The 21,002-nt window shown below is 66.9% G+C and carries 22 protein-coding genes and 1 tRNA gene; 15 read left to right on the top strand and 8 right to left on the bottom strand.

The features are described from left to right. Nucleotides 1–31: 31 nt before the first annotated feature. From TK49_RS08585 to TK49_RS08565, 5 genes are all read left to right on the top strand, one after another. Nucleotides 32–580: a YaeQ family protein gene (locus tag TK49_RS08585; RefSeq protein WP_045786298.1), complete on the top strand. Its 549-nt coding sequence runs from the start codon at nt 32–34 to the stop codon at nt 578–580. Between the two features lie 38 nt (nt 581–618). Further along, a complete protein-coding gene (locus tag TK49_RS08580) occupies nt 619–969 on the top strand; it encodes an FKBP-type peptidyl-prolyl cis-trans isomerase (protein ID WP_045786297.1) in 351 nt (116 codons plus the stop codon). A gap of 63 nt (nt 970–1,032) precedes the next feature. After that, a tRNA-Cys gene (locus TK49_RS08575) sits at nt 1,033–1,108 on the top strand. Between the two features lie 136 nt (nt 1,109–1,244). Then, nucleotides 1,245–1,973, top strand: coding sequence for a gamma-glutamylcyclotransferase (locus TK49_RS08570; RefSeq protein WP_045786296.1), 729 nt, complete (start codon nt 1,245–1,247; stop codon nt 1,971–1,973). Nucleotides 1,974–1,984: 11 nt separating this feature from the next. Continuing rightward, nucleotides 1,985–2,779 carry an ankyrin repeat domain-containing protein gene (locus tag TK49_RS08565; RefSeq protein ID WP_052698600.1) on the top strand — a complete coding sequence of 265 codons (795 nt, stop codon included), beginning with the start codon at nt 1,985–1,987 and terminating at the stop codon, nt 2,777–2,779. 28 nt (nt 2,780–2,807) lie between these two features. On the opposite strand, the gene TK49_RS08560 is transcribed toward TK49_RS08565, so the two are convergent. Beyond that, entirely contained in the window at nt 2,808–4,514 is a 1,707-nt protein-coding gene (locus tag TK49_RS08560) for a long-chain fatty acid--CoA ligase (RefSeq protein WP_045786295.1), read from the bottom strand. Nucleotides 4,515–4,705: 191 nt separating this feature from the next. Here TK49_RS08560 and trxA point away from each other — a divergent pair, with 191 nt between their 5' ends. The 3 genes from trxA to TK49_RS08545 all read left to right on the top strand — a co-directional run bounded on the left by trxA (nt 4,706) and on the right by TK49_RS08545 (nt 6,729). Continuing rightward, on the top strand, nt 4,706–5,551 hold the full coding sequence (trxA, locus tag TK49_RS08555; RefSeq protein ID WP_045786294.1) for a thioredoxin: 846 nt from the start codon (nt 4,706–4,708) through the stop codon (nt 5,549–5,551). A gap of 7 nt (nt 5,552–5,558) precedes the next feature. Next, on the top strand, nt 5,559–6,224 hold the full coding sequence (locus TK49_RS08550) for a DsbA family protein (RefSeq protein WP_045786293.1): 666 nt from the start codon (nt 5,559–5,561) through the stop codon (nt 6,222–6,224). A gap of 79 nt (nt 6,225–6,303) precedes the next feature. Next, on the top strand, nt 6,304–6,729 hold the full coding sequence (locus TK49_RS08545) for a bacteriohemerythrin (protein WP_045786292.1): 426 nt from the start codon (nt 6,304–6,306) through the stop codon (nt 6,727–6,729). A gap of 7 nt (nt 6,730–6,736) precedes the next feature. Here the strand turns inward: TK49_RS08545 and tcdA are convergent, their stop codons facing one another. Continuing rightward, nucleotides 6,737–7,639: a tRNA cyclic N6-threonylcarbamoyladenosine(37) synthase TcdA gene (gene tcdA, locus TK49_RS08540; protein WP_045786291.1), complete on the bottom strand. Its 903-nt coding sequence runs from the start codon at nt 7,637–7,639 to the stop codon at nt 6,737–6,739. Between the two features lie 83 nt (nt 7,640–7,722). Between tcdA and TK49_RS08535 the strand changes: the two genes are divergently transcribed. Further along, complete coding sequence (locus tag TK49_RS08535; RefSeq protein WP_045787812.1) at nt 7,723–10,020, top strand: AsmA family protein; 2,298 nt, start codon at nt 7,723–7,725, stop codon at nt 10,018–10,020. Between the two features lie 9 nt (nt 10,021–10,029). Here TK49_RS08535 and TK49_RS08530 read toward each other — a convergent pair whose 3' ends face one another. The 3 genes from TK49_RS08530 to TK49_RS08520 are packed head-to-tail and all read right to left on the bottom strand — an operon-like array spanning nt 10,030 to nt 13,419. Next, nucleotides 10,030–11,307, bottom strand: coding sequence for a cytochrome c (locus TK49_RS08530; RefSeq protein ID WP_045786290.1), 1,278 nt, complete (start codon nt 11,305–11,307; stop codon nt 10,030–10,032). Between the two features lies 1 nt (nt 11,308). Continuing rightward, nucleotides 11,309–12,931: a GMC family oxidoreductase gene (locus TK49_RS08525; RefSeq protein WP_045786289.1), complete on the bottom strand. Its 1,623-nt coding sequence runs from the start codon at nt 12,929–12,931 to the stop codon at nt 11,309–11,311. Beyond that, a complete protein-coding gene (locus TK49_RS08520; protein ID WP_045787811.1) occupies nt 12,931–13,419 on the bottom strand; it encodes a sugar dehydrogenase complex small subunit in 489 nt (162 codons plus the stop codon). Before TK49_RS08520 ends, TK49_RS08525 begins: the two co-directional genes overlap by 1 nt. A gap of 215 nt (nt 13,420–13,634) precedes the next feature. Here TK49_RS08520 and pdxH point away from each other — a divergent pair, with 215 nt between their 5' ends. The 3 genes from pdxH (at nt 13,635) to TK49_RS08505 (ending at nt 16,768) form a co-directional block, all read left to right on the top strand. Next, on the top strand, nt 13,635–14,273 hold the full coding sequence (pdxH, locus tag TK49_RS08515) for a pyridoxamine 5'-phosphate oxidase (RefSeq protein ID WP_045786288.1): 639 nt from the start codon (nt 13,635–13,637) through the stop codon (nt 14,271–14,273). 193 nt (nt 14,274–14,466) lie between these two features. Continuing rightward, nucleotides 14,467–15,687 carry an SAM-dependent methyltransferase gene (locus TK49_RS08510; RefSeq protein WP_045786287.1) on the top strand — a complete coding sequence of 407 codons (1,221 nt, stop codon included), beginning with the start codon at nt 14,467–14,469 and terminating at the stop codon, nt 15,685–15,687. 4 nt (nt 15,688–15,691) lie between these two features. Next, nucleotides 15,692–16,768 carry a DUF72 domain-containing protein gene (locus TK49_RS08505; RefSeq protein WP_045786286.1) on the top strand — a complete coding sequence of 359 codons (1,077 nt, stop codon included), beginning with the start codon at nt 15,692–15,694 and terminating at the stop codon, nt 16,766–16,768. A 15-nt stretch (nt 16,769–16,783) separates the two neighbouring features. Here TK49_RS08505 and msrA read toward each other — a convergent pair whose 3' ends face one another. Beyond that, nucleotides 16,784–17,344 (bottom strand): peptide-methionine (S)-S-oxide reductase MsrA, encoded by a 561-nt coding sequence (gene msrA / locus TK49_RS08500; protein ID WP_045786285.1) that lies wholly within the window; start codon nt 17,342–17,344, stop codon nt 16,784–16,786. Nucleotides 17,345–17,539: 195 nt separating this feature from the next. Here msrA and TK49_RS08495 point away from each other — a divergent pair, with 195 nt between their 5' ends. Next, nucleotides 17,540–18,112: a flavin reductase family protein gene (locus TK49_RS08495; protein ID WP_045786284.1), complete on the top strand. Its 573-nt coding sequence runs from the start codon at nt 17,540–17,542 to the stop codon at nt 18,110–18,112. A 9-nt stretch (nt 18,113–18,121) separates the two neighbouring features. On the opposite strand, the gene TK49_RS08490 is transcribed toward TK49_RS08495, so the two are convergent. Both TK49_RS08490 and TK49_RS08485 read right to left on the bottom strand, forming a co-directional pair. After that, nucleotides 18,122–18,328: a DUF3079 domain-containing protein gene (locus TK49_RS08490; RefSeq protein ID WP_045786283.1), complete on the bottom strand. Its 207-nt coding sequence runs from the start codon at nt 18,326–18,328 to the stop codon at nt 18,122–18,124. Between the two features lie 66 nt (nt 18,329–18,394). After that, the gene (locus tag TK49_RS08485) at nt 18,395–18,928 is read right to left on the bottom strand and encodes an Lrp/AsnC family transcriptional regulator (RefSeq protein ID WP_045786282.1); all 534 of its coding nucleotides are present in this window, start codon (nt 18,926–18,928) and stop codon (nt 18,395–18,397) included. A 148-nt stretch (nt 18,929–19,076) separates the two neighbouring features. On the opposite strand from TK49_RS08485, the gene kynB reads away from it, so the two are divergent. Both kynB and kynU read left to right on the top strand, forming a co-directional pair. Beyond that, the gene (gene kynB / locus TK49_RS08480; protein WP_045786281.1) at nt 19,077–19,715 is read left to right on the top strand and encodes an arylformamidase; all 639 of its coding nucleotides are present in this window, start codon (nt 19,077–19,079) and stop codon (nt 19,713–19,715) included. Between the two features lie 30 nt (nt 19,716–19,745). Next, on the top strand, nt 19,746–20,999 hold the full coding sequence (gene kynU / locus TK49_RS08475; protein ID WP_045786280.1) for a kynureninase: 1,254 nt from the start codon (nt 19,746–19,748) through the stop codon (nt 20,997–20,999). Nucleotides 21,000–21,002 lie beyond the last annotated feature (3 nt).

Below are 21,002 nucleotides of genomic sequence, written 5' to 3'. Positions count from 1 at the left end.
TTGCTGAATACCGCCCCTCCGCTGACCCCGCATGGCCCTCAAATCCACGATCTACAAGGTCGATCTGCAGATCGCCGACATGGATCGCCACTACTACGCCAACCACGCGCTGACCGTCGCCCGCCACCCGAGCGAGAACGATGAGCGCATGATGGTGCGCGTGCTCGCCTTCGCGCGCCACGCCAGCGAAGCGCTTGGCTTCACGCGCGGCCTGTCCGAACCGGACGAACCCGAGCTCTGGCAGCGCGACCTGACCGACGCCATCGAACTCTGGATCGACCTCGGCAACCCTGATGAAACCCGCATCCGCAAGGCATGCAACCGCGCGGGCCAGGTCGCTGTATATACGTATAGCGGCAACGCGAGCCGCGTGTGGTGGCAGCAGACCGAAACCAAGGTCGCGCGCTTTGCCAACCTGTCGGTCTACGAAGTCGCGCCCGATACCGTCGCTGCGCTGGCCGGCATGGTGGAACGCACCATGCGCCTGCAGGTGACCATCCAGGACGGCGATATCTGGATCGCCAACGACGCGGACAACGTCCACGTTCAGCTCGATACGCTCAAGGCCGCGCAAGCCTGAGCTTTTCCCTCACCGTGTCATTACCCACGAGGCTCACCATGACCACCACCACCGCAAGCGGCCTGCAATACGAAGACGTCGTCGTCGGCGACGGCGCTGAAGCCACGGCCGGCAAATACGTCACCGTGCACTACACCGGCTGGCTGTACGAAAACGGGCAGGCCGGCAAGAAGTTCGACTCCAGCAAGGACCGCAACGACCCGTTCGCCTTCCCGCTGGGTGCCGGCCACGTCATCAAGGGCTGGGACGAAGGCGTGCAGGGCATGAAGGTCGGCGGCACGCGCAAGCTGATCATCCCGGCCGCGCTGGGGTACGGCGCACGCGGCGCCGGCGGCGTGATCCCCCCGAACGCAACGTTGCTTTTCGAGGTCGACCTGCTCGAAGTCTGATCCTGCGCTAGAATCGCGCCCGGCCTGCGATGCGTCACACGATGCATCGCGGGCCCTCCCCCGGGCGGGGTGGCAGAGTGGTCAATGCTGCGGCTTGCAAAGCCGTATAAGACGGTTCAATTCCGTTCCCCCGCCTCCACATTCCTGGCCGTGCAGACACCACCGTTGCGGCCGCGCCATAGTCAGACCTTCCTCAAGCCCGGCAACGCGCTGTTTCCGCAGCATCGGCCGTCCGCCTGCGTGACCAGGCGTAACGATTGCTCTATGCTTGCGACATGGCCGTCACCCGAGAGGATCTCGAACAGAACCGGTTGCGCGCCGCCCTGGGTGATTCGCCCGTCGCGTCGTCGCTGCTGACCGAGGCTGCGCTGGAAGCGTCGCTTGCATCGACGCTCGCGCGGCTGTCGAGCGCGCCCTGCGAAGGCCAGGACGCATGGGTATTCGGCTACGGCTCCCTCATCTGGAACCCGATGATCTTCCACACCGAGGCGGCGCCCGCCACGGTGCACGGCTATCACCGCGGCTTCTACCTGTATTCCCGCATCAACCGCGGCACATGGGACAACCCGGGCCTCGTGCTCGGGCTCGACCGCGGCGGCAGCTGCCGCGGCGTCGCCTTCCGCGTGCCACGCGAGCATGCCGAGCGCGAGTTCCGCGTGCTCTGGCGGCGCGAGATGCTGACCGGCGCCTATCTGCCGCGCTGGCTGCCGACCGAAATCCACGGCCAACGCGTCTACGCCCTCGCCTTCGTCATGAACCGCGCGCACGAGGCCTATGCAGGCCGCCTGCCCGACGAACGCGTGGTCGGCTGCCTACGCCAGGCGGTCGGGTTATACGGCCCGGCACGCGAATACCTGCAGCGCACGCTGATCGGGCTGGCCAGCAATGGCCTGCGTGATGCTTATCTCGACCGCCTGTGGGCGCGGCTGCAGGCGATGGATGCCGCCAACGCCCCCGCCGCGGCCGAACCGGCGCCGCAGGCCGACCCCTACCTCAGCGCCTGAGCCCTTACGCCATGCTCCTCGCCCCGCATCCCGCGCTCAACCAGGTGATTGGCGTCATGCTCGGGATGGCACTGGCGGTGGGCGACATGGCCAACGCCTGGCAGGAGCAGCATCTGCCGAGCCTGCGCGTGGCGGCCAACGCCAGCGCCAAGGTCGCGCCCCCCGCCGGCAGCACGCCCGACGCCCGCCCCACCCGCCGCAGCGACCCCGCCACGCGGGACCGTGACCTGATCGTGGCCGCGCAAACCGGCAACACGATGGCGATTCAGTCATTGATCGCCGAGGGCGCCAACCTGAAGGCGCGCGATGCCGAAGGCCGCACGGCCCTCATCGCGGCCGTGTACGCCCACATGGGCGCGGCGGCCCGCCTGCTCATCCAGGCCGGCGCCGACGTCAACCTGCAGGACAACGCGCAGAACAGCGCCTTCCTGCTTGCCGCGGCCCAGGGCGATGCGGAGACCGTCCGGCTGGCGCTGTCGCACGGTGCCAACCTGCGCGCCACCAACGCCGACGGCGACACCGCGCTGATCCCTGCCGCACGGCGCGGCTACGTGGAGGTTGTCAACGAGCTCGTCAAGGCGGGCGTGCCACCCGACGCCACGAACAACCTGGGCCTGACGGCGCTCATCGAAGCCGTGGCCCTGGGCGACGGCAGCGAAAAGTACGAGAAGACCGTGCAGATCCTCCTCGACGGCGGCGCCGACCCCAACCTGCCCGACCGCGGCGGCATCACGCCGATGCGGCATGCGCGGCAGCGCGGTTTCCACGGCATCGGCGCATTGCTCTTCAAGGCGCGCGGGCATTGAAAAAGGGGCCGCCGGGGCCCCTTCTGCCTTACGCTGCGGCCGGTTTCTCGGCCGCCTCGTTCCTCGCGTTTTCCTGCTCCTGCAGCGTGCGCCACATCACCTTGCCGGTCCCGGACTTGGGCAGCGCATCCACAAATTCGACCACGCGCGGATACTTGTAGGCCGCCATGTTGTCGCGCGCCCAGTTGATGATGTCCTCTTCGGTCGTCTTGCCCTTGGCGTGGGCCTTGAGCACAACCACAGCCTTGACCGACTCGCCGCGATACGCATCGCGCGTGCCGATGATGCAGGCTTCCTGCACGTCGGGGTGCTTGTACAGCAGGCTTTCCACCTCGGCCGGCCACACCTTGAAGCCCGACGCGTTGATCATGCGTTTCAGCCGGTCAGTGAGGAAGAAATAGCCCTCTTCGTCCATCTTGCCGAGATCGCCCGTGCGGAAGAACGTCTTGCCTTCGAATTCGATGAAGACCTCGGCGGTGGCCTGCGGCTTGCCCCAGTAGCCGAGGAACACCTGCGGGCCGCTGACAATGATCTCGCCCACTTCGCCCGGCGGCAGTTCCTTGAGCGTCTGCGGGTCGACGATGCGTGCGTCGGTGTTGAACACGGGGATGCCCAGGCACTGCTGCTTGGGTCGGTCGGCCGGGTTGCTGTGCGTGGGCGCAATCGTTTCGGACAGGCCGTAGCCCTCCTGGTACGCCAGGTTGAACTCCTTGAGCAGGCGCTCGGCCACCGCCTGCGGCATCGCCGCCCCGCCGCCGCCGATGTAGACGAGGCTCGACAGATCGAACTCCGCCAGCTGCGGGCTCGCCAGAAAGTCGATCACCATGGTCGGGATGTTCGTCCAGTGCGTGACCTTGTAGCGCGAGATCAGCCGCCCGGCCACCTCGCGGTCCCAGCGCGGCAGCATCACCACCGTGGAGCCCATGTAAATCGGCGCGTTCATGCCGTACTGCATGCCGGTCACGTGGAACAGCGGAATGATCGACAGGCTCACGCCTTCCATCGTGCCGCCCGACCACAGCGAGCCGCCCACGATGTTGTGCATGACGGTGCGGTGCGGATGCATGCAGCCCTTCGGGAACCCCGTGGTGCCCGACGTGTACGGCATCACGGCGAGGTCGTCGGGGCCGGCCGTATGCGGGCCGGGCTGCAGGCGCTGGGCCAGCACGTCTTTCCACGCCACCGCACCGGGCTGGGCCGGATGCTCGGCCGTAATCCAGGCGGGGGGCGCGTCTTCGGGATATTCATGCGTGGCGGGCAGCGCGTCGGCGTAAGACGTGACCAGCAGATGCTGCGTGCGCTGCCCCTCGGGAAGGTCGGCGTTGGCCGCCGTTACGTTGACGGCAAGGTCGGCACTGCAGATGACCGTGGCCGCGCCCGCATCGGTGATGTAGTGCTTGAACTCCTCGGGCCGGTTCATCGGGTTCACCGGCACGACCACCGCATCGGCGCGCAGGATGCCGTAGTACGCCGCCATGAACTGCGGGCAGTTCTGCATGTAGAGCAGCACGCGGTCGCCCTTCTTCACGCCCGCCGCCTGCTGCAGCCAGCCGGCCACGGCCACGGCGTCGTCATGCAATTCGCGGAAGGTCGTGTGCCGGCCGTAGAAGATGATGGCGTCCTTGTCCGGATAGCGTCGCGCGGACACTTCCAGGTTGTACCAAAGGCTGGTCTGCGGCGAGTGGATGTTGTGCGGCAAACGCCGGGGCCAGAACTGGAAGTGCGGTCGTGTCATGCCATGTCTCCGAGAATGTATGTGTTGTTTTTACCGGATGGTATCCGAACGATCGTTCTATTTTCAACCGTTGCCAGGACACACATTGTTGGCCCTGAAAACGGCCGGAATGCCCCCAAGTAGAATGGACGACGCCCGCCGGTGTTGCGCCGGCCGGCTTTTCTGCTGTCTTTCTGAGGAGAACCCCGACGATGAGCGACGTCACCTTGCAGAATTTCGCGCAGGAAGTGATCGAAACCTCTCGCAAGATCCCCGTGCTGGTCGATTTCTGGGCGCCCTGGTGCGGCCCGTGCCGCACGCTGGGCCCGATGCTGGAAAAGCTGGAGGCCGAATACGCGGGCAAGTGGAAACTCACCAAGGTCAACTCCGACGAAAACCCCGAGCTTTCTGCGCAGTTTCGTGTACGGAGCATCCCGTATGTGGTGGCCTTCGTGGATGGCCAGCCCGTCGACCAGTTCGTCGGCGTCCTGCCCGAGCCGCAGCTGCGCGCGTTCCTGGATCGCGTGATTCCGCAGCCCGCCGAGATCGCCTACCGTGAAGGGCTGGCTGCCGTCCAGGCCGGCGACGCGGTGCTGGCGCGCGACGCCTTCCAGAGCGCGCTGGCGTTCGACCCGGGCTTTGACGCCGCGCGCTTTGCACTGGTGAACCTGCTGCTCGACAGCGGTGACGTGCAGGCCGCGCAGGACGAATTCGCCCTGCTCTCGCCCAAAGCGCCGCAGGACGAGCGCTACGCTGCGCTGGAAACGCGCCTGAAGGCGACCGAGCGCGCCGACGCGCTTCCCGATGCCGATGCACTGCGCACGCAGATCGACGCCGAGCCCGACAACCTGCAGGCGCGGCTCGATCTGGCCCAGCTGTACATCGCCGGCCGCCAATACGAAGCCGCACTCGAACAGCTGCTCGCCATCGTCGAGCGCGACCGCACGTTCCGCGACGACATCGCGCGCAAAACCATGGTGTCGGTGTTCGACATGATGGCCGACGCCCCGCAGGCGGTATCGCACTGGCGCCGCCAACTCGCGTCCAGACTGAACTGAGGAAGCCATGCGACTGATCTACGTGGCAGACCCGATGTGCTCGTGGTGCTATGGCTTCGGCCCGCAGCTGGCCGACCTGCGCGAGCGGCTGGGCGACACGCTCGCCGCGCCGGTGCCCGTCACGCTCGTTACCGGCGGGCTGCGGCCGGGCCAACGCGAGCCGCTGGCGCCCGAGAAACGCGACGAAATCCTCCAACACTGGCACGCCGTTGCCGAGCGCAGCGGCATGCCGTTCGACCAATCGCCGGAGGTGGCCATGCGCCGCGAGGGCTTCGTCTACGACACCGAACCCGCCTGCCGCACCGTCGTCATGGCGCGCGAGCACTGGGGCGAGGACGACGAGCGCGTGCTCACGGTCTTCCATGCCATCCAGCGCGCGTTCTACGCCGAAGGCCGTGACACCACGCACCCGGACGTGCTGCGCCAAGTAGTGCTCGCCCACGACATCGACGCGGCGCACTTTGATGCCGCGTTCGACACCGAGGCGCTGCGCAACGAAACGCGCGAAGACTTCCGCCTGTCCCGCCGCTGGGGCATCAACGGTTTTCCGAGCCTGCTGGCCGAACATGGCGGCACGCTGTACCAGATCGGACGCGGCTATGCGCCTTCGGTGGCGCTGTATGCGCGCGCAGTCGAGGTGCTGCAGCAGCACCCGGCCGCCGACGCCGGCTAGCCGGTTTGCCCGGCATCAAGCCAGCGCAAGCCGGCCATCGCTAAGCTGAACGCCTCGTCCATCTCATTGTGCTTCCGCCATGCCCGTGATCGAATGGTCCGAGGCGCTCCAGCTCGGAGACGCCGCCACGGACGCCAACCACGCCGAATTCTGTGCCCTGCTCAACGCCGTGGCCGACGCGTCCGACGCGCAGTTCATCGCCGCACTCGATGCGTTCATCGCCCACACCGAGATGCACTTTGCCGATGAAAACGCGTGGATGGACGCCGTGGAATTCCCCCCGCGCCACTGCCATCGCGGCGAGCACGACAACGTGCTCGCGCTGTGCCGGGAAGTGCGCAAGCGCGCCGCGGCCGGCGACATGGAACTGGGCCGGCGCCTTGTGGCGGAGCTGCCCGCCTGGTTCGCACAGCATGTGGATGTGATGGACAGGATGATGACCACGCATCTCGCGCAGTTCGGACCGGGCGCACGCAAGAACGCGGCGGCCGAAGCCTCCGCCTGAACGCGGCTCAGGCTGCGGCGATTGCGCGCAATGCCGTCGACGCTGCGACCATGCCGAACACCGCCGTCACGCACACCGACGACCCGAAGCCGGCACAGGCCAGGCCCCGCGGCCCCTGCGACGGCTGGGGCGCGGGCGGCGCGTTGACGACTTCGATCTGCCCTGCGGCAGCCAGGTCATCGATGCCGGCATGGCTCGATTCCGCCGGCACCTCGACGGCACATGCCTGCTGCTCCGGCTCGGGATAACGCAGCGGCTCGTCCGAGAACACGGCGTCGATGCCGAACTTGGCTTTCGGGTTTTTCGAAAAACCGTGCTGGCGCCGCAGGTTGCCGCGCACCTTGGCGAGCAGCGGGTCCTGGATCGTGCGCGAGAGGTCGGTCACGCGGATGCGGGTCGGATCAAGCTGGCCGCCGGCGGCGCCACATGTCACCACGCGTTTGCCGGTGCGCTTGCAGAACGCGACGATGGCCGTCTTCACCTTGACGGCATCGATGGCGTCGACCACATAGTCGAACGGGTGGCCGAGCAGCCCCTCGACGTTCTCCACCGTCACAAAGTCGTCGATGCGGCTGATCTCGGCGCGCGGATTGATCTGCAGGATCCGCTCGGCCATCGCATCGACCTTGGCCATGCCATACGCATCACCGAGCGCATGGATCTGGCGGTTGGTGTTGGACACCGCAATGTGATCCAGGTCGATCAACGTGAGCTTGCCCACACCGCAACGCGCCAGCGCCTCCGCCGCCCACGACCCCACGCCGCCGATGCCGATCACGCACACGTGGGCCGCGGCAAAGCGCTCCAGCGCCTGCGGGCCGTACAGCCGTGCCACGCCGCCGAACCGGCGTGCGTATTCGTCGTCGAGGATGGGCGGGTGCGCGGGCGCGCTGATTGCTACTTGGCTCATGACACAATGGAATTGCGGTTGCGCCGAACTATAGCTCAACGCGGGCGATCGCATTTTCCGTGCTCGATACCTACAAGAAGACCATGCGGACCTCCGGCAAGCTCGCCCTCGGACTGATCATCACGCCCGTCGTCATCGTGGCGGCAGCCGTCGCGTTTGTGCTGACGTTTGACTGGAACCGCGCACGGCCGTATCTCAACGATCGCGTCTCGCAAGCCATCGGCCGGCCCTTCGCCATCAACGGCGACCTGATCCTTACGTGGAAGAAGCCCGAAGGGGAATCCGGATGGCGCGCGTACGTGCCCTGGCCGCGGCTGATCGCCAAGGACATCACCGTCGGCAATCCGGACTGGGCCCGGCAGCCGCATGTCGCGACAATCCATCAGCTCACGTTCGTGCTTGAAGCACTGCCGCTGCTGACGCACCGCATCGTCATCCCGAGCGTCGCGCTCGACACGCCCATCATTGCGCTGGAGCGCGACAAGGAGAACCGCAACAACTGGACGTTCGACCTCACCGGCCGCGACGGCGACAAGAAGCCCTCGGACTGGAAACTCGAGTTGCGCGAGATCGCGTTCAGCAAGGGCTCGCTGGCGCTCGACGACGAGATCAAGCGCATCCACCTGGCCGCGACGATCGACACGGTCGACAACCAGGCGCTCTACGCCGCGGCCAACGGCACCACGATCAAGGGCGAGGGCCAGGCCGCCAAGGTGCCCGGCAACTCGGGCGCAGCGGCTTCCGGGGCGAGTGCGGCGGCGCCCGTCGCGCCCGATCCGCAGCAGCCGTACGGCATTGCCTGGACGGTCAAGGGCACGTACAACAACGCGGCCATCAGCGGCAGCGGCAAGGCCGGCGGCGTGCTGCGCCTGCAGGACACGCAGCGGCCCTTCCCGGTGCAGGCCGACGTGACGGTCGGCAAGACGCGCATCGACCTGGCAGGCACGCTGACCAACCCGGCGAGACTGGCGGCGCTGGACCTGCGCCTGCATCTGTCGGGCGCGAGCATGGCGCACCTCTATCCGCTCACGGGCGTGGTGCTGCCCGACACGCCGCCGTTCGACACGCGCGGCCGGCTGATCGGCGAGTTGCGCAAGCAGGGATCGACATGGCGTTATGAAAAGTTCACCGGCCGCGTCGGCAGCTCAGACCTGGCGGGTACGCTGACCTTTGCGATGCGAGAGCCGCGGCCCTTGCTGACCGGCGAGCTGGTCTCGCGCCAGCTGCTGTTTGCAGACCTAGCGCCGATCATCGGGGCAGATTCCAACGCCAGCAAGGCGAGGCGTGCGGACCCGAGCGTCGACCCCACTGCCGAACCAAGCGGCAAGACGGTGCGCCAGCCGGCTGACAAGGTCCTGCCCGTCGAACCATTCCGCACCGACCGCTGGAACGCCATCGACGCCGACGTGAAGTTCACCGGCGAGCGCATCGTCCGCACCAAGGAGCTGCCCATCGACCACCTGGTCACGCACATCAAGCTGCAAGATGCGGTGTTGACGCTGGACCCGCTGAACTTCGGCATGGCGGGCGGCACGCTCAACTCCAACATCCAGCTCGACGGCCATGCGACGCCGATGCAGGCACGCGCGGCATTGGCGGCGCGGCACTTCAAGATCAAGCAGCTCTTCCCGAAGATCGAATCGATGCGCGCGAGCGTGGGCGAACTCAACGGCGACGCGCGCCTCTCGGCGACCGGCAACTCGGTGGCGGCGCTGCTCGGCTCGTCCAATGGCGAGCTGAAGATCATGGTCGAGCAGGGCACGGTGAGCAAGTTCATCCTCGAAGCGATGGGGTTGAACGTGGCGAACGTGATCCTCACCAAGCTCTTCGGCGACAAGCAGGTCACCATCAACTGCGCCGTGGGCGACTTCGCCGTGAGCGACGGGCTGGCGCAGGCGCGCACCTTCGTGGTGGATACGCAGGATGCCGTCATCGACATCACGGGCGCGACGAGCTTCAAGCGTGAAGCGCTCGATTTCACGATCCACCCGGATTCGAAGGGGCTGCGCGTGTTCTCGCTGCGCACGCCGCTTTACGTGAAGGGCACGTACAAGCATCCGGATGTGTCGGTCAATCCGGCCGTGGTGGCGCTGCGTGCAGGCGGGGCGGTGGCGCTGGCGCTGACCGCGCCGGTGGCCGCCGTGCTGCCGGTGCTCGAACTCAAACCGGCGCCGGACAGTGCCTGCGGCAGGCTGCTCGCAGATGTACGCAAGCGTCCGACAGCCCCGCCGCCCGGCAAGGCGTATCAGAGCAACAAGCCGGGTCGCACACCCGAGGGCGACATCAAGCCCGCACAACCGGCCGCTGCCGCGACGCCGCCCCAGCGTCCGGCCCAGCCGGCCGCCCCGGCATCGCGGGATCCGCACACGACCGGCGGCTAAGCCGCCCGCTCATCGGCCCGAGCGCCGTCTGGCAATCGCGTCTGCAGTCAACTGCGGCGTGGCCGGGTCGCCGAACTGCCGCGTAACGTAGTTCGTGAGCGCCGCCAGTTGCGCATCCGACAGCTCGCGCCCGAACGCCGGCATGCCGATGTGCCGGTCGCCGGCCTTGCGCTCGATGCCGTTCATGATGACCTGCACGAGATTGGTGGTGTCACGCGCGCCCACCGTGGAGTTGTGCAGCAGTGGCGGGTAGTAGCCGTCAGGCGTGCCGCGCCCATCCGCCTGGTGGCAGGTGGCGCAGTTGCCGAGGTACAGGCGCGCCGCATCGATGGTGGTTTCGATCGGCTTGCCGCGCAGCGCGGTGACGTCGGTGGCGGGCTTGCCCCAGTCGTGCCGCGCGCGTTCGAGGTTGTTGCTCACCGCCGGCACGGTGCGCAGGTATTCGGCGATGGCCTCGATGTCCTGCGTCGTCATGCGCGAGAAGCTGTGCTGCACCGCTTCCCCCATCGGCCCGGCAGCCTGGGCCACGCCCGGCACGCTGCCCGTGCGCAGATACTGCACGACCTGTTCGGGTTTCCAGGCGCCAATGCCGCTGGTCGGGTCGGACGTGATGTTGAACGCCGTCCACCCGGCCAGCGTGGAGCCCGCCAGGTACCCCTTGCCGCGCTCGTCCATGGCCTTCTCCTGCATGGCGAAGCCGCGCGGCGTGTGGCACGTGCCGCAGTGCGCAAGGCCCTGGGTCAGATAGGCGCCGCGGTTCCACGTCGGGCTCTTGTCGCCACGCGGCACGTACGGTTCGGTCTTCAGAAAGACGAGGTTCCACAGCTTGAGCGGCCAGCGCATGTTCAGCGGCCAGCGGATGGTGCTCGGCGGCGGGTCGTTCTGCACGGCGGGCACGCCGTAGCGGAAGTACGCGTAGAGATCGCGCATGTCCGCGTCGCTGATCTTCGCGTACGACGGATACGGCATGGCCGGATACAGGTTGTTGCCCGCGTCGTCCACGCCCCTGCGCACGGCGCGCTCGAAATCTTCGTAGCTCCACTTGCCGATGCCGGTCTTCTCGTCGGGCGTGATGTTGCTCGTGTAGATCGTGCCGAGCATCGGGATCGGCATGGGCAGGCCGCCCGCAAACGGCTTGCCGCCGGGCGCGGTATGGCAGGCGGCGCAGTCGGCCGCAATGGCGAGGTATTCGCCCCGCTTGATCTGCGCGGTATCGGCCGGCGTGTCCTTGGCCCAGGCGGCCACGCTCGCGCTGCAGAGCACCAGGAAAGAAGCGATCGCCTTCATATCACGCCTCCTTCTTGAGCTGGTCGGCAATGCGCAGCGCCAGCGCGGCGATCGTCAGCGTGACGTTGACGGTGCCGACCGTCGGCATGGTCGAACTGCTGCTGATGAACAGGTTGGGGTGGTCGAACGTGCGGCAGTCCTTGTCGACCACCGAATCCTTCGGGTCTGCGCCCATGATGGTCGCTCCCGTGATGTGGTTGTTGGGCGCGAAGTCATCATGGAACTGCACGTCGGTGCCGCCCAGCACCTTGGCCGCGGTGGCATACACCTCGCGCGTGTGCACGGCGCTGCGTTTGACGTAGTCGTCGATGTGATAGGTGATCTCCGGGCGCGGAATGCCGATGGCATCGACCTCCGTACTGCTGGGCACGATGCGGTTTTCCGGCAGCGGCAGGATCTCGTGGAAGCTGTCGAACTGCACGTAGCGCGCCGCCTGGTCACGGATGCGCGCGTCCAGTTCGGGAGGTTTGATGAGCTTGCCTTCCTTGAAGATGCGCACGGTCTCCTGCTCGATGCGCGAGATGTTGGAGAGGTGCAGCTTCTTGCCGGCCTGCGTCGCGCGGAACGGCCCGTCGCGAAAGCCGATCAGCGAGGTCATCTCCTGCGGCCCGCGCCCTGGCCAGAGCTTGCGGTCGGCATAGAAGCTCACGCCGGTGCCGGGATGGTCCATCAGGTTGCGCCCGACCATGTCGGAGCTGTTGCCCACGCCCTTCGGAAAATCGTGGCTCGTCGACATCAGCATCAGCTTGGGAGTCTCGATGCCATTGGCGGCCAGCACGAACCACTTGCCTTCCACGCGATGCTCGCCGCCCTTCGAATCCTTGTAGCGCGCGGCGACGATGCGCTTGTTGGCGCCGACTTCCAGCTTGTAGACGACAGCGTTTTCAATCAGGCGGGCGCCGGCCTGCTCGGCCTTCTCGACATGGAAGATGCCGTTGTACATTGCGCCGATCGGGCAGATCGGCATGCAGTTGTTGTTACCGCAGCAGGTCGGGCGGCCGTCGTACGGGCGGCTGTTGCGCGCCACGGGTTCGGTCACCACGTGGTAGCTCGGGTCGTGCGCGTTGAGCGCTTCCTTGATCGTGCGTTCGTTGAACGACAGCGGCAGCGGGGCCATCGGATACGGCTGGCTGCGCGGCGAGCCAAGGTCTTCGTCATTGGGCCCCCACACGCCGAGCGCGGCTTCGGCGAGGCCGTAGTAGCGCTCGAGATCGTCGTACTGGATGGGCCAGTCGCGCGCGATGCCGTACACGCTGCGCAGCTTGAAGTCGTTCGGCAGGAAACGCCACGTGGACGCCGCCCAGTGCCAGGTCGTCCCGCCCACGGCGCGGATGTACTGCGAGTTGAACTGGTGCTCGCCCTTGAGGATCAGGTAGTTGTTGGGCGGCCCGTACTCCGGATGCGGCGCCCACGGCATGGACGGATACGGCGCCATGAAATCCATCTTGTCGGCCTGGTTGCGGAAGCGCTCGACGATCTCCCAGCGCGGCAGGCGCGGGCCGGCTTCGAGCATCAGCACCGACTTGCCTGCACGCGCCAATTCGTATGCCACCAGCGCGCCGGCCACACCGGACCCCACCACCACGATGTCAGCCTGTTGTGCGGCTTGTTGGGTATCCGGCATCAGGCTTGCCTCTCGACGGGGGGCTCGGCCCAGAAGCCGGGCTGGTTGGGACAATACGTGCGGATGACGAGCGTATCCGACACCACGCTGTACATCAGTGCCTGCTCATACGTGACAACGTTGCCGTCGACCACGCCCACGTACCAGGCTTCCAGAATGTTGAGCGCGGTCTTTTGCTGCGCATCCGACAACGAACCGGCGGCCAGCGCCTGCGCCAGCGGCCGCAGTTGCGCGGCAAAACCGGCCCCCGACTTGCCAAGCGCCGCGAGCAGCCGCGTCCCGACCGCATGGTCCAGTGCGGGCCGCCCCGTCAACGCCTGCGACAGCGCCATGAAGGCATCCAGCGGTTCGGTGGGTACCTGCGCAACGGCACGCAGCACCTGCGAGCCGACCAGGCCGGCAGCGGCCAGGGCCAGCGCGCCCTGCAGCCACTGCCGGCGCGTCAGGCCGGTCTGCGGGGGTTCGGGAGTGGGGGAATGGGCGTCCATCTCGACATCCTGTTGAAACATTTGCGGGAACGATGCCGGGCACCGTCCGCCGGGCGCCCTTGACTAGCCAATATAGGCGCCGCAATGCGGATCGCCAGAACAACGGCCCAAGCGCGAACCGTGCCAGCGCGGCTTGCGCGCACGCAAACGGAGGCCCCGCGCGTTTGTCTATACTCGGGCCGCACGCCGCTTTGCCGCATCCACCCTGACCGCCCATGACCTCCATCGCCGACATCCGTACCGAATACGCCCGCGCCTCGCTCGACATCACCGACGTGGACACCAACCCCCTGCGCCAGTTCCGCCGCTGGTTCGATGAGGCGCTCAAGGCGGAAGTGGCCGAAGTCAACGCCATGGCGCTGGCCACCGTCGACGCCCACGGCCAGCCTTCCGCGCGCATCGTCCTGCTCAAGAACCTCGACGAGCGCGGTTTCACGTTCTTCACCAACTACGCCAGCCACAAGGGCGAAGAACTTGCCGCCAACCCGCGCGCCGCCCTGCTGTTTCACTGGATCGGGCTGGAGCGCCAGGTGCGCATCCAGGGCGTCGTCGAAAAGGTGAGCGACGCCGAAAGCGATGCCTACTACCACTCGCGCCCGCTCGGATCGCGGCTGGGCGCCTGGGCCTCCGAGCAGAGCAGCGAGGTGCCGGACCGCGCCACGCTCGAAGCCCGCGAAGCCGAGTATCGCCAGCGTTTTGGCGATGCCCCGCCGCGCCCGCCGCACTGGGGCGGCTATCGCCTGCTGCCCGAGCGGCTGGAGTTCTGGCAGGGCCGCCCGTCGCGCCTGCACGACCGGCTCGAATATCGCAGACAGGCAGACGGCGACTGGAAGATCGTGCGCCTGGCCCCTTGACCACCGGCGCGCGCAATGACGCATTGCGCAGTGCGGCAAACCGGGCATGGCGCTTGCTGCCGCCGGATACGGCCAGCCGACGCCGGCAAGACCCGCACAGCACAATGGGAAAGTTTGTCGTAAGCTAATGTGATCCGTTCGGGCGGCAATCCGATGGCTGCCCCGAACTTCTGCACATGAGGGAGGCGTCGACATGCTTTTTCAACAGGCGATTGACCGCAAGCTCGAACAGTGGATTCAGGACATCCGCGAGTCTGCCAACCTTCCGGTGCGCCTGCGCCTCTGGAACGGCGACCAATACGAGCTCGGCCGTTTCGACCAACCCCGTGTCACGCTGACCGTGCGCGAAGCAAGCGCGCTGCCGCTGCTGCTCTCCCCCACGCTGAACAACCTCGGTGAGGCTTACGTTCAGGAAAAGATCGACCTGGAAGGCAAGCTCGCCGACATCATCAACGTCGGCTATGGGCTGGCCGCCTCGGCCGCCGCCACCAGCGGCAACGCGCTGGCCCGCGTGGTACGCCATTTCGCCCACACGAAGGAAGGCGACAAGGAATCGATCCAGTACCACTACGACGTATCCAACGACTTCTACAAGCTGTGGCTTGACGAAAACATGGTGTATTCGTGCGCCTACTTCGAGAACGGCAACGAAACCCTCGATGAAGCGCAGCTCAAGAAGATCGACCACATCCTCACCAAGATCCGCCTGCAGCCCGGGCAGACGCTGCTCGACATCGGCTGCGGCTGGGGCGCGCTGGTGCTGCGTGCGGCGCAGAAGTACGGCGCGCGCTGCCTGGGCGTGACGCTGTCGCAGAACCAGTACGACCTCGCACGCGAACGCGTGAAGGCCGCAGGCCTCGAAGACCGCATCGAAATCCGCATCCAGGACTACCGCGACCTCACCGGCAAGTTCGACCGCATCACCAGCGTCGGGATGTTCGAACATGTCGGCCGCAAGAATCTGCCCGGCTATTTCCGCCGCATGCATGACCTGCTTGCCGACGACGGCGTCGCCATGAACCATGGCATCACGTCGTCGGACCCGGCCGGGGGCGAGAGCTCGATGGGTGGCGGCGATTTCATCGACCGTTACGTCTTCCCGCAGGGCGAGCTGCCGCACATCTCGCTGGCGCTGTCCGCCGCGCAGGAAGGCGGCCTCGAAGCGCTTGACGTCGAAAGCCTGCGCCGCCACTATGCGCGCACGCTCCAGCACTGGGCCGAACGCTTCGAAACCCACGGCGAGACCATCCGCAACATGGTCGGCGAGAAGAAGTACCGCATCTGGCGTGTCTACCTCGCCGGCTGCGCACATGCCTTCGACGCCGACGAGATCTCGATCTTCCAGACCGTGCTGCAAAAGGCCGGCAAGCCCGCCGCATCGATCCCGTGGTCGCGCCGCTACATCTACCCCTGACCATTTGACCGCCACGCCGCCCATCGACGACCTGTTCGGCGCGCCGCCGGCCCCCAGCGATACCGCGGCGGCCGAACCGCTTCCCAAACCGAAGCGTTCTCCCGCCCGCCAGGGCGTGCAGCCGGCCGCCGTTCCGCCCGAGGTGGCAGAGCTCGCGCTGCGCCTGCCGCCCGACCTGCGCATCGGCACGTCATCGTGGTCGTATCCGGGATGGGATGGACTCGTCTATGCGGGCGAGTATTCCGAGTCGATGCTGGCGCGCAAAGGACTGGCGGCCTACGCGATGCACCCGCTGCTGCGTACCGTCAGCATCGATCGCGGCTTCTACGCTCCGATTCCGCTGGCCGACTACGTCGCCTACGCGGCCAGCGTGCCCGAAGCGTTCCGCTTTGCCGTCAAGGCGCCCGCCGCCGTGTGCGACGCGTGGATTCGCGAACTGGACGGGCGCGGCCGCATGCCCAACCCGGCCTTCCTGAACGCGGAATTCGCGGTGCGGGACTTTATCGACCCAGCCACGCGCGGGCTCGGCATGCGTTGTGGGCCGCTGGTGTTCCAGTTTTCGCCGCTGGGCGCGCTGGCCGAAGACGCCATCGGCTTCGTGGAGCGGCTCGAAGCGTTTCTGGCTGCACTGCCGCCGCTGGACCGGCAACACAACCCCGATGCCGTGTACGCGGTGGAATTGCGCGATGCCACGCTGCTCACGCCGCGCTTCATCAAGATGCTGCGTGCGGTCGGCGTGCGCTACTGCGTCGGGTTGCACGAGCGGATGCCCGCGGCCGACCGGCAAGCGGCCGCCGTGGCCCTGCTCGATGAAGGCGGCGGCGGTCCCCTGGTGGTGCGCTGGAACCTGAACAGCCGTTACCGCTATGCGCAGGCCGAGGCCGCCTACAAGCCCTTCAACAAGCTCGTCGACGAAGACCTGTTTTCGCGCGAGACGCTGGCCGACATGGCCATTGCCGCGCTCGCGGCGGGGCGCAAGGTAACCATCCTGGTCAGCAACAAGGCGGAAGGATCGTCGCCGCTGTCGTGCATCAAGCTGGCCGAGGCCATCGCCGCGCGCCTGCCGGGCGGCGCAGCGTAACCCCGGCGCCTTCCCTCAGCCCTGCAGGCGGTGCGCGAACTGCTTGCGGAACTTCGCCACCTTGGGCGAGATGACGAACGCGCAGTAACCCTGCGCCGGATGATCTCGGAAGTAGTTCTGGTGTTCGTCTTCCGCGCGCCAGAAGGTCACCTTGCCCGCGCTGGCATCCACCAGCTCCGTCACGATGGGCGCATCGAAGACAGCGCTGGCGTCGAGCGCGGCGACCGCCTCACGGGCCGTTGCCAGTTGCCCGGGCGTCTGCGCGAAGATGGCAGACCGGTATTGCGGCCCGACGTCGTTGCCCTGCCGGTCCGGCGTCGTCGGGTCATGGATGGCGAAGAAGATGTCGAGAATCTCGCGGTACGGGATCACCGCCGGATCGAACTGCACCGCCACCACTTCGGCATGGCCGGTGTCGCCATTGCAGACGGCCCGATAGCTGGGGTGATCGACATGGCCGCCGGCATAGCCGGACACCACGCTGTGCACGCCTTGCACCTGCTGGAAGACAGCCTCGAGGCACCAGAAGCAGCCTCCGCCCAGGACGGCGGTTTCAAGGGCGCGTTGCTCGGTCATTTGGTTTCTCCTGCTGGGTTGGATGGGATGCCATTGGTCGGCGCAGGGCGCTTATCCTGACACAGGCACCGGCACCCGCGCCAACATGTGTGTGCAGCATCACGCAAAGCCCTACGCAGGGGCGGCTTATCGCCCGTCCGTTACAATTGCGCATTACTTTGGGTCGTTTGCATGGATCACCACGGAGCCATTCCCATGGAGGCGCGCGACAGCGGACCGACGCGCGAGGCGTCGGCACGCGGTCGCACAAGCCGCGCCGCCCCGCCCGACTTCGATGCCGCGCACTTCCGGCATGCCCTGTCGCAATTTGCCACTGGCGTGACGGTGGTCACCACGCGCTCTGACGGGGGCCCCGGCAAGCCTGCGTTCGTCGGTGTGACGGCCAGCTCGTTCAACTCGGTGTCGCTCGACCCGCCGCTGGTGCTGTGGAGCCTTGGCACGCAGGCGAACTCGTTCCCGTTGTTCCACGCCGGCTCGCACTACGTGATCAACATCCTGGCGGCCGACCAGCTCGACCTGTGCAAGCGCTTCGCCACGCTCAAGGGCGACCGCTTCGCCAACATCGACTACGCGCTGAGCCCGACCGGCCTGCCGATCCTTGCACAATCGCTGGCATGGTTCGAGTGCCATAACCGCAGCCGGTACGACGAGGGCGACCATGTCATCTTCGTCGGCGAAGTCGAGCGCTGCGGAGTGGTGGATGCCAACGCCGCGCCGCTGGTGTTTCATCGCGGCGCGTTTTCGTCGCTTGATCCGCTCGGCAAGTAAGTTGCCGCGTCACCCGCGGCTTGCCGTCTTGCGCGGGGCCTCGGCTTCGATGCCCCAATCCCCGCATGCGTACCAGTCGTCGCCGAGCAGCTCTGCAGGGTGCTGGGTGCGGCCCGAGCCGTTGCCGCAAGCGAGGGCGTCGGCGCGGCAGTACTTGTCGCAGCCCCAGCAGATGCGCTCGGGGTGTACGGGATGCAACGGAAACCTCTTGGCCATGACCGGCTCCGGTCGACAACACAGGCTCACTATCCGCGCATGCCGGCGGTCGCGATTTGACCGCCGTCAGACGCCGCCGGACTTGCCGCGCTTGCCCGTCGCACCGCTTTCCAGCGGCCGCACGCCGCGCGATTCCATGAGCAGCGCCAGCCCGCCATCGCGATCCTTGATCGTGCGCAGGACGATGTTCGAGCGGATGTCCATCACGCCAGGCGTCTTGTACAGCCGCTCGATGATGAACTCCGAATAGTGCTGCAGCGTGGGCGCCTGCACGCGCAGGATGTAGTTGCAATCGCCGGTGATGATGTAGGCCGCGACGATCTCGGGCCAACTGTGCACGGCGGCCATGAAGGTCTCGTGCCAGCCCGTCACGTCCTGCCGCATCGACACTTGCACGATGGCCTCGAGCTCCAGCCCCAGCGCTGCCCGGCCCAGCTGCGCCCGGTAGCCGGTGATGGCGCCGCCCTCTTCCAGCATCCGCACGCGCCGCAGGCAGGCCGATGGCGACAGCGCCACCCGCTCGGCCAAGTCCTGATTGCTGATGCGGCCGTCTTCCTGCAAGACCTGGAGAATGCGCAGATCGGTGGTATCAAGTTGCATCTGTCGTCGTTCTTTGCGTAATTCCGTTAATTCGTTGAATTTTATGCGAATCGAACGGAATCGTGCGCACGAATATGCAAACCCATTGCGCGTGGATTTCCCTATCATTTCGGCACGGATTCGACGAATTTTCTGCCGGGGAGCCGCCTTGAAACGCACTTTGTGGGACATCAGCCCCGCCCTCTCGCCCGCCACGCCGACGTGGCCCGGCGACACGCCGTTTTCGCAGGAAATTGCGTGGAAGCTCGAAGGCGATTGCCCAGTCAACGTCGGCCGCATCACGCTGTCGCCGCACACCGGCGCGCATGCCGATGCCCCGCTGCACTACCGCGCGGACGGCGCCGCGATCGGGCAGGTGGCGCTGGACGCGTACCTCGGCCCGTGCCGCGTCATCCACTGCGTGGGCGTAGCGCGCGTCGAGCCGGAACACGTTCGTGATGCGCTGGCCCATCCGTCGCCCACGCCGCCGCGCGTGCTGCTGCGCACGTACGCGCAGATGCCGCAGACCATGTGGGACGACCACTTTGCCGCCGTCGCGCCCGAGACGATCGAACTGCTGGCCGCGCACGGCGTGAAGCTCGTCGGTGTCGACACCGCCTCGCTCGATCCGCAGACCTCCAAGACCATGGACGCGCACCACGCGGTCGGCAGGCACGGTCTGGCCATCCTCGAAGGGCTGCTCCTCGACGAGGTGCCCGCCGGCGATTACGAACTGATCGCGCTGCCGCTCAAGTTCGCCACGCTCGATGCGAGCCCCGTGCGCGCGGTGCTGCGCAGCCTGCCCTGATTCACCCCATTCATCACCCCGACATCCACCATGACCATCACTCGAAACGCCTGCGTCGAACGCGACGCGGCCGATCCGATCGCGCCGCTGCGCGACGCCTTTGCGCTGCCCGACGGCGTGATCTACCTGGACGGCAATTCGCTCGGCGCACGGCCCAAGGCTGCGCTGGCCCGCGCGCAGGAAGTCGTCGCCAATGAATGGGGCGATGGACTGATCCGCAGCTGGAACCAGGCCGGCTGGTTCGAGCTGCCGCGCCGCCTGGGCAACAAGCTTGCCCCGCTGATTGGTGCACGCGAAGACGAAGTCGTCGTCACCGACACCACGTCGATCAACCTGTTCAAGGTGCTGGCCGCCGCGATTCGCGTGCAGCGCGAAGACGCGCCCGCCCGCAAGATCATCGTGTCGGAAACGCATAACTTTCCGACCGATCTGTACATCGCTGAAGGGCTGGCCGACCTGCTGCGCGATGGCTACAAACTGCGCCTAATCGACTCGCCGGAAGAACTGGAAGGCGCGCTGGGCGACGACGTCGCCGTCACCATGCTGACGCACGTGAACTACAAGAGCGGGCACATGTACGACATGGCTGCCGTCTCGGCGCTGGCACACAAGCACGGCGCGCTGGCGATCTGGGATCTGGCGCACTCGGCCGGCGCGGTGCCCGTGGACCTGCACGCAGGCGGCGCGGACTACGCCATCGGCTGCACGTACAAGTACCTGAACGGCGGCCCCGGTTCGCCGGCGTTCGTGTGGGTCGCGCCAAAACTGCGCGAGCGCTTCTGGCAGCCGCTCTCGGGCTGGTGGGGGCATGCGCGGCCGTTCGCGATGGAATCACGCTACGACGCCGATGCCGGCATCGGCCGCTTCCTGTGCGGCACGCAGCCGATCACGTCGATGGCGATGCTGGAATGCGGGCTCGATATCTTCGCGCAGACGTCGATGGCCGAGTTGCGGACCAAGTCCCTCGCGCTGACCGATCTCTTCATCTCGCTGGTGGAAACGCGCTGCGCGGGCTTCCCGCTCACGCTGGTCACACCGCGCGACCATGGCATCCGCGGCAGCCACGTCAGCTACGAGCACCCGAACGGCTATGCTGTGATGCAGGCGCTGATCGCTCGCGGCGTGATCGGCGACTACCGCGAGCCGCGCATCATGCGCTTCGGCTTCACGCCGCTGTACACGAGCTTTGCCGATGTTTGGGATGCCGTGGACGTGCTGCGCGACGTGCTGGAAACAGGCGCGTGGCAATCGGCGCAATTCAACGAACGTACGCTGGTGACCTGAAAT

Source organism: Ralstonia mannitolilytica, from assembly GCF_000954135.1.
In the GTDB taxonomy this organism is placed as follows: Bacteria; Pseudomonadota; Gammaproteobacteria; order Burkholderiales; family Burkholderiaceae; genus Ralstonia; species Ralstonia mannitolilytica.
This window is presented reverse-complemented; position numbering and strand designations above follow the sequence as displayed.

Excerpts from the sequence above, each read along its gene's own strand:
- TK49_RS08585 (WP_045786298.1), top strand. The coding sequence starts at position 32 with ATGGCCCTCAAATCCACGATCTACAAGGTCGATCTGCAGATCGCCGAC.
- TK49_RS08580 (WP_045786297.1), top strand. The coding sequence starts at position 619 with ATGACCACCACCACCGCAAGCGGCCTGCAATACGAAGACGTCGTCGTC.
- TK49_RS08570 (WP_045786296.1), top strand. The coding sequence starts at position 1,245 with ATGGCCGTCACCCGAGAGGATCTCGAACAGAACCGGTTGCGCGCCGCC.
- TK49_RS08565 (WP_052698600.1), top strand. The coding sequence starts at position 1,985 with ATGCTCCTCGCCCCGCATCCCGCGCTCAACCAGGTGATTGGCGTCATG.
- TK49_RS08560 (WP_045786295.1), bottom strand. The coding sequence starts at position 4,514 with ATGACACGACCGCACTTCCAGTTCTGGCCCCGGCGTTTGCCGCACAAC.
- trxA (WP_045786294.1), top strand. The coding sequence starts at position 4,706 with ATGAGCGACGTCACCTTGCAGAATTTCGCGCAGGAAGTGATCGAAACC.
- TK49_RS08550 (WP_045786293.1), top strand. The coding sequence starts at position 5,559 with ATGCGACTGATCTACGTGGCAGACCCGATGTGCTCGTGGTGCTATGGC.
- TK49_RS08545 (WP_045786292.1), top strand. The coding sequence starts at position 6,304 with ATGCCCGTGATCGAATGGTCCGAGGCGCTCCAGCTCGGAGACGCCGCC.
- tcdA (WP_045786291.1), bottom strand. The coding sequence starts at position 7,639 with ATGAGCCAAGTAGCAATCAGCGCGCCCGCGCACCCGCCCATCCTCGAC.
- TK49_RS08535 (WP_045787812.1), top strand. The coding sequence starts at position 7,723 with ATGCGGACCTCCGGCAAGCTCGCCCTCGGACTGATCATCACGCCCGTC.
- TK49_RS08530 (WP_045786290.1), bottom strand. The coding sequence starts at position 11,307 with ATGAAGGCGATCGCTTCTTTCCTGGTGCTCTGCAGCGCGAGCGTGGCC.
- TK49_RS08525 (WP_045786289.1), bottom strand. The coding sequence starts at position 12,931 with ATGCCGGATACCCAACAAGCCGCACAACAGGCTGACATCGTGGTGGTG.
- TK49_RS08520 (WP_045787811.1), bottom strand. The coding sequence starts at position 13,419 with ATGGACGCCCATTCCCCCACTCCCGAACCCCCGCAGACCGGCCTGACG.
- pdxH (WP_045786288.1), top strand. The coding sequence starts at position 13,635 with ATGACCTCCATCGCCGACATCCGTACCGAATACGCCCGCGCCTCGCTC.
- TK49_RS08510 (WP_045786287.1), top strand. The coding sequence starts at position 14,467 with ATGCTTTTTCAACAGGCGATTGACCGCAAGCTCGAACAGTGGATTCAG.
- msrA (WP_045786285.1), bottom strand. The coding sequence starts at position 17,344 with ATGACCGAGCAACGCGCCCTTGAAACCGCCGTCCTGGGCGGAGGCTGC.
- TK49_RS08495 (WP_045786284.1), top strand. The coding sequence starts at position 17,540 with ATGGAGGCGCGCGACAGCGGACCGACGCGCGAGGCGTCGGCACGCGGT.
- TK49_RS08490 (WP_045786283.1), bottom strand. The coding sequence starts at position 18,328 with ATGGCCAAGAGGTTTCCGTTGCATCCCGTACACCCCGAGCGCATCTGC.
- TK49_RS08485 (WP_045786282.1), bottom strand. The coding sequence starts at position 18,928 with ATGCAACTTGATACCACCGATCTGCGCATTCTCCAGGTCTTGCAGGAA.
- kynU (WP_045786280.1), top strand. The coding sequence starts at position 19,746 with ATGACCATCACTCGAAACGCCTGCGTCGAACGCGACGCGGCCGATCCG.